The sequence below is a fragment of the bacterium genome (assembly GCA_035505375.1).
Taxonomy (GTDB): Bacteria; Hydrothermota; Tepidihabitantia; order Tepidihabitantales; family Tepidihabitantaceae; genus UBA2258.
Genome location: DATJQV010000011.1, coordinates 1 through 6,920, shown reverse-complemented (window position 1 = coordinate 6,920; position 6,920 = coordinate 1). Strand labels below are relative to the sequence as shown.

The 6,920-nt window shown below is 64.0% G+C and carries 4 protein-coding genes; all 4 read left to right on the top strand.

Going from position 1 to position 6,920, the window contains the following annotated elements; translation table 11 throughout:
• Window positions 1-432 precede the first annotated feature (432 nt).
• Entirely contained in the window at window positions 433-2,244 is a 1,812-nt protein-coding gene (locus tag VMH22_01520; protein ID HTW90375.1) for a tetratricopeptide repeat protein, read from the top strand.
• Between the two features lie 177 nt (window positions 2,245-2,421).
• Complete coding sequence (locus VMH22_01515; protein HTW90374.1) at window positions 2,422-4,479, top strand: tetratricopeptide repeat protein; 2,058 nt, start codon at window positions 2,422-2,424, stop codon at window positions 4,477-4,479.
• Between the two features lie 100 nt (window positions 4,480-4,579).
• Window positions 4,580-6,523: a hypothetical protein gene (locus VMH22_01510; protein ID HTW90373.1), complete on the top strand. Its 1,944-nt coding sequence runs from the start codon at window positions 4,580-4,582 to the stop codon at window positions 6,521-6,523.
• A 142-nt stretch (window positions 6,524-6,665) separates the two neighbouring features.
• Window positions 6,666-6,920, top strand: a 255-nt coding sequence (locus tag VMH22_01505) for a hypothetical protein (GenBank protein ID HTW90372.1), incomplete at its 3' end; no start/stop codon positions are given.

The window sequence follows — 6,920 nt, the reverse complement described above, 5'->3', positions numbered from 1 at the left end:
CGACGTGACCGGGCGTACGGTGGTTGCGCAGACGATGGCGGCTGGACGGACTGGAACGGCGAACCTGGATCTGCGGAAGCTGGACGCGGGCGTGTACCTGGTGAAGGTCGCGACCGAGGGTTACAGTGCAACGCAGAAGCTGGTAGTCGAGCACTAGACCGAACCAACGGTTACCGGGGCGGGTCTTTGACCCGCCCCTTTTCTTATGCGCGGAAACCGGGGCTGCACCGCGCGAGTCGAGGCAAAACGGGGACTGTCCCTTCGCAGGGCCCTGTGCGATTCCCAAGCGCCGGGGACACATCCGCGACGTGTTCCTCACGTCGCTCCGTGGACGTGTCCCCTCCGTTGTCTGTTCCCGCCTTGCCGTTCTTGCAGCGCTGCGGGAATGGTCTAGAATAGCGCGTGCAGGCCAGCCGGAAAACGGTTCCGAGGATGAGGCAGACCGACACTGCGCGCAGGGCCGGGCAACCGAGGCCGTGGCTTGTCTTCGGCGCCGCGACGTTGATCGCGCTGGTGCTCTATCTGCCGACTCTGAAGTACGACTTCGTCTGGGATGACCGCATGCTGATTCTGAACAACCCGTCATTGGGTCAGGCGAACCCGATTGAGCTCTTCACCACCTCGTACTCAAACAACCAGCAGGTGAGGCCCGGCCCCGACTCGGCCGACTTGTCCTACTACCGACCGCTGGCCAATCTCAGCGTCTACGTGGACCGCAAGGTCTGGGGACTCCGACCAGCGGGGTATCACCTGACTAACGTCGTCATCAACGCGACGGTCGTCTTCCTCATGTGTCTGCTGCTCTGGGAGCTGTTCGGCTCGGTGTGGCTGGCCGGGTTAGGCGGCTGGCTGACCGGGATTCACCCGGCCATGAACTGCATCGTCACGTTCGTGTCCAATCGCACCTATCTGCTCGCGCTGTTGTTCCTGCTGCTCGGCAGCTACGCGCTGCTGCGCGGACAGCGCGACCGCAGGCGTGTCTGGCCGGTGTTGTTCGGCGGATCTTTGCTGTTCAGCGCCCTGGCGCTCGAGGCGTCGCTGGTCTTTCCGGTTGTCGCCGCAGGCTGGCTTGTCGCGAACCGGACACGCTATCATCGGTTCTGGACCTGGGTCGCGGCGGCCGCGTCACCGGTCCTGGTCTATCTGCTGCTCCGGTTGGGCTTCGCCCGCGTTCCGTTCGAGAGCTCGGTTGTACGATGGGCATTTGCCGAGCCGCTGCGCGTCATAGACGCCTTCGGACAGCAGTTGCAACTGCTCTTCTTCCCCTTCAATCAGAAGGTGGTTTATGCCCCGACCCGGTCCTCCACCCGCTTATCGCTTTACACGATTCTCGGGCTGCTCTTCCTGTTTCTTCCGCTGTACGCTTTAATTCGGCCCCGGCGCTCGAACGGACAGCGGGGCGCCGCCGGGTCAGGTCCGAGGCCCAGGCCCTCGGTGCGACCCGACCCCGCGGCTACACGGCTGGGCTGGTTTGGCTACGCCTGGGTGGTGCTGGTGATGCTGCCGTTCGCGCACCTCGTATTCCTCGGCCCGGCAGGCAGAATTCTCTACCTGGCAGCGCCGGGAGCGTGTATCCTGCTGGCCGCGCTGTCCCGCGCCGGGAGCCGTCAGGGACAAGACTCCCGCGTCGCGTATGCCGTGATTCTCCTGTACACCGTGCTGTTTGCGGCGCAGACATTGCACCGTAATCCGATCTGGCACGACGAACTCTCCTTGACTCACGCGATGGCAGTGGAGGCGCCGGGTTCGACCGAGGGCCACTTCAACTATGGTCTGGCGCTGGGTAAGGCCGGCCGGACGGAAGAGGCGATCGAGCAGTTCCGCGCCGCTCTGGCGACAAACCCGGACTTCTTCGCGGCGCATGTGTACCTGGCTTCGGCCCTGGTCGGACAGGGGGACCTGGCGGCCGCGATTCAGGAACAGCGCACGGTTGTTCGGCTGCTTCCCGGTTCGGCGAAGTCCTGGAACGACCTTGCTGCCACGCTGATCTACGCCGGCCAGTTCGACTCCGCGATCGTCGAATGCAAGGAGGCGCTGCGGCGCGACCCGAATTCGGCGTCGGCGCTGAACAACCTGGGATACGCCTATCTCAAGACCGGGGATTTGCCGCAGGCGGTCGCCGCCTTTGAGGCTGCCCTGCGGCTCAATCCGAATCTCGCGAGCGCGCGCGCCAATCTCGCCACGGCGTACCGGGCAGCAGGGATGCCGGATTCGGCCGCCCGGCTGGAAGGCACTCAGCGCTAGGCGCCCGGCGTCGCCCTCAGAAGTTTGATACCGTGGTGCGACTTCCGCCGGACGCGGCAACGCCTCAGCGTATTGCGGCCTCGCTTCTCTGCGGACGAGTCCTTTGTGTCGCGGACAGTGTGGCGGGATGGAGGCACGCCTGCCGCTTGACCCACTTGTGCTTTTTGAGATACTCGTATGATGCGCGGTAGTCGCCGTTCGACTGCGGCCTGGTTTCTTGCCATCGCCGGGGTTGCGTTTCTGCTGCGGCTGATTCACCTGCTCCAGTTGCGGCACAACGACCCGCTGTTCTTCTCACCCCAGATGGACGCCCTCTATCACCATCAATGGGCGCTTGCCATCGTGGCCGGCCGGGAGTTCATCGCCGACGCCTTCTTCCGCGCACCGCTCTATCCCTACTTCCTCGGCCTTGTGTACAAACTCTTCGGGGCGAATCAGATGGCGGCGCGAATCATCCAGGCGCTCATCGGCAGCGCCACCTGTGGACTCGTGTACATCCTCGCGCGGCAACTGCTGAAGCCGCAAGGTCCAAGCCCCAAGCCCCAAGCCTCAAGCCACAAGCTTCCGAAGTCCGAACCTCACTCCTCACTCCTCACTCTTCACTCTTCCGACCTGGTTCCCCGCATCGCCGGCCTTATGATGGCTGCCTACCCGCTCGCCATCTGGTACGACGGCGAACTACTCCTTGAAGGCCTGCTGACCTTCCTCCTGATGCTCGGATTCGTGCTGCTTTACCGCAGCCGGGACAAGGACCGGCAGTGGTGGCTGCCGGGCATCGTGTTCGGGCTGGCCGCGATTACCCGGCCGAACGTGCTCGCGTTCCTCGCGGTGCTGCCGATCTGGCTGTTCGTCGAAGGAAAAGGGTCCAAGGGTCCAAGGGTCCAAGGGTCCAAGTCCGAGACTAGAACCCTGGAACCCTCGAACCCTGGAACCCGTTCTATCTGGACCCGGCTTCTGCCGGTTTGGGGCGCGGCGGCGCTGGTCATCCTGCCGGTCACGATTCGCAACTATGTCGTGAGCAGGCAGTTCGTGCCGATTGCGTGGCAGGCGGGCACGAACTTCTACATCGGTAACTCGCCGGAATCGGACGGTATGACCGCAGTATTACCCGGGACGCGCGGCGGCTGGTGGGGCGGCTACGACGACGCGAAGCGGCTGGCAGAGCAGGCTCTGGGCCGGCCGCTCAAGGGTGCGGAGATTGACCGGTACTGGCTGGGCAAGGGTCTTGAGTTCTGGCGCGAGCAGCCGGGCAAGGCGCTGGGGCTGCTTGCGCGCAAGACCTTCCTCTGGCTCGTGGGCTACGAAGTCAGCAACGAACGCGACCTGTACGCGGCGAAGCGCTATTCGTACATCGATTACCTCTTCTTCAACTCCCGATTCCTGAAGTTCCCATTCGGCATACTGCTGCCGCTGGCGCTCGCCGGGGTCTGGTTCCGGCGCAGGGAGTGGCGCCGGTTACTGCCGCTGTACCTCTTCGTGGTCGCGTACTCGCTCTCATTCGTCGTCTTCTTCGTCACCAGCCGCTACCGGACGTCGATTGTTCCGATTGCGGCAATCCTGGCCGCGATAGGTCTCATAGGGCTTGTTGGACCTGTTTCGCGGCGCGAGCGCATCGTCGGGCTCGGAATCGCCCTTGTCGCGTTCGTCCTGTTCAACGCCAACCTCGCCGGGGCAGGCAGACAGGTTGACCAGAGCCGGAACTACGTCGCCGCCGCGGTTGGGCTGCACGCGCAGGGCAGGGACTCCGAAGCGCTGACCGAAGTTCGGCAGGCGCTCAAGTTCGACTCGGCGCGAGCCGTCCTCTCACTCGAAGCAGCGTTGCTTTCAGATCTGGGCAACTCTGCCGCGGCCGAGAGTTCGGCCCGGGCCGCCATACGGCTGTATCCCTCTGACGTCGACGCCTACGAAGCGCTGGGCGGCGTTCTGGCCACTGCCGGCCGCCTCGACTCGGCCGCGGCCTACTTCGAACTGGTCCGCAGCCGTGCCCCATACTCGGTCGATGCGTGGTGCGACCTCGGCAACATCGCCTTCTCGCGCCGGGACTACGTGAAGGCGCGCTACTACTATGAAGGCGCGCTGAAGGTGCGGCCGACGTTCACGCGGGCACTGTTCGGCCTCGGGCTCTGCGAGTACTACGAGGGCGACCGGGCTGCGGCCCGCGCCCACTGGCAGGAAGTACTCAAACTCGATCCGTCCTTTGTCAAGGCCGGGCAGGCACTCGAACACCTGAAGTAGCAGCGGCCGGCTCGCTCGCGCCAGTGAAGATTTCTCTTCCGCCGCATCCGGTTGCTTGACCCGCGCGTGTCCGGGGGCTAGAATGTTGGAGGTCTTCCCAATGCTCAGAACAAAACACGTCTTCGCGAACGCCCGCCGGCCATGGGTGTCCGTGCTGCTGATTGCCGTGGCGGGTTGCCTGTCGCAGGCAGCGGCTGTAACCATCGTGCCGCTCGGCATCGAACGGCTGTCGAACGGCAACACGCTGATTGCCGACGGCCGGACTTTCCTGGTCACGGACGCCCGTGCGCTTGAGGTGGACAGCCTGGGCCGGCTGGTCTGGGCCTATCTCAACTGCGACGTCCCCTTCCTCCACACCGCGCGGCGCTTGCCCAACGGCCATACGCTGATGTCTTCGAGCGGCGGCAACAAAGTCATCGAGGTGAACTGGGCAGGCAACCGGATGTGGACCGATTCGGTGGGTCTCGAGTACCCCAACGAGGCCTACCGCCTCGACAACGGCCACACGCTAATCACTGACCGCAATCACAATCGTGTTCTCGAGGTCGACCCTTCCCGCTTCGTGGTCTGGCAGTGCACGAATCTCTCCTCCCCGCATAACGGCAACCGGCTGGCGAACGGTCACACGCTCGTCTGCAACGGGCACAGCAACCAGGTGCTGGAGGTCGATTCCGCGGACAGTACCGTCTGGCAGTATTCCAACGGTCTGGACTGGGCCCGCTGCGCCCAGCGCCTGCCGAATAATAACACACTAATAACCGACAGCTACCACAACCGAGTCATCGAGGTTACCTATGCGGGAGATATCGTCTGGAGCGCGAACCTCGATACCGGCTCGACGCCATTCGCGGCGCATCGTCTCGCCGACGGCAACACGCTCATTTCGGTCATCGGCAGCGTGATTGAACTGGATTCGGCGTGCGACACCGTCTGGAAGTACCCGAACACCGTGCCGCTAGTGGTAGAGACTCTGCAGGTCGTGAATCCGTCCTCCGGCTGCACCTTGTACGTGCATATCCACCGGCCGGCCTATGCCGGATCGGGCCATCGCGTACCCGGGGTCATCTTCGCGCCCGGCGGCACCGGGTCCGGCAGCGCGATTGACTCGAACGGCACGTCGGACGACATCGCGTCGGACGGCTTTGCGTTTATGCACTTCGACCCGGACGGCCGGGGCAAGAGCAGCGCCTACCCGGAGAACTACGACGGATACATCAATCAGGACGGGATGCACGTCTGCGAGTCGCTGCTGGCGAGCCGGGATTACGTGGATACGAGCCGGCTCGGAGTATACACGACGGGCTACGGCATCACGATGGGGTCGGGCATGATCAAGCGCTATGCCGAGCCGCACATCAAGTTCCTGCTGGACTTCGAGGGGCCGGCGGACCGGAGCCAGACGTGCCTCGACTCAGGCGGTTTCGTGCCGGTGCCGGCTGATTCGGAAGCTTTCTGGCAGGAGCGGGAGGCAGCCAGGTTCATGAAACAGGTGCCCTGCGCCTACCTGCGCATGCAGCCGGCGGTTGACAGCCTCAAGAGGATGAAGAAGAACCAGCACTGCATCCAGTTGGTTGACAGCGCTACCGCCGTTGCTGATGGTGGCGCGGGCATCAGCCCTTGGACCCGGGTCAATGACTCGGCGATGAACCAGCCGAATCGCGTCTATTCCATACCGAACCCACCGGCCTGGATTCCGGAAATCGAGGAACTGCAGAACAACGTCCGCATCATACTGTATCTGCACGAGCTGGCGGGTGACATGCCTCCCCAACCGGGCATTGCCGCTGAACGCCGGGACATCGTTCCGGCCGCGTCCCTCAGGGTTGCTCCGAGACCTTGCCGGGGCATCCTGCAGGTCGGTTTGCCGCCTGTAACCGGCGCGCGCGAACTCCGGGTGCATGACGTCTGCGGCAGAATGGTTCTGCAGAGGACTGTGCCCGCGGGCAGAGCGAGTGTCTCGCTGGATTTGCGCGGACTGCGCCCGGCAGTCTATTACGTCTCCGTGGCCGGGGCCGGCACCGTGCCGGTCGTTGTCGTGCGGTGACGTCGGCCGACGGGCTGTGCACGATGGCATACAGGCCGGCGGTCGAGCACTAGGACCTGACCGCCGTCTAAGGGGCAGGTTTCTCACTTGCTCCAGGTTGGCCGAGGGTTTGGCATGATTCAATCTGCGTAGGTCATTACCGATGATCTCAACGACAAACAGAGCAAAGCGCACGTTCACGAATGGCCACCGGGCGCTGGTGTCCATTCTTCTCTTTGTCGCGGCGGGCGGCCTGTTACCGGTGGAGGCCTCGGTGCCGGTGGTGCCGTTCAGTGTCGAGCGCCTGCCCGGCGGCAACACGCTCATCGCCGACGGCAGCCTCCTGACCGGCTTTTCCTCACGCGCGGTCGAGGTAGACAGCCTGGGCCGGCTGGTCTGGGCGTACGTCAATTCCGAC

Bases quoted from the DNA above. Each gene is read 5' to 3' on its own strand.
- VMH22_01520 (HTW90375.1), top strand. From the start codon at position 433: ATGAGGCAGACCGACACTGCGCGCAGGGCCGGGCAACCGAGGCCGTGG.
- VMH22_01515 (HTW90374.1), top strand. From the start codon at position 2,422: ATGATGCGCGGTAGTCGCCGTTCGACTGCGGCCTGGTTTCTTGCCATC.
- VMH22_01510 (HTW90373.1), top strand. From the start codon at position 4,580: ATGCTCAGAACAAAACACGTCTTCGCGAACGCCCGCCGGCCATGGGTG.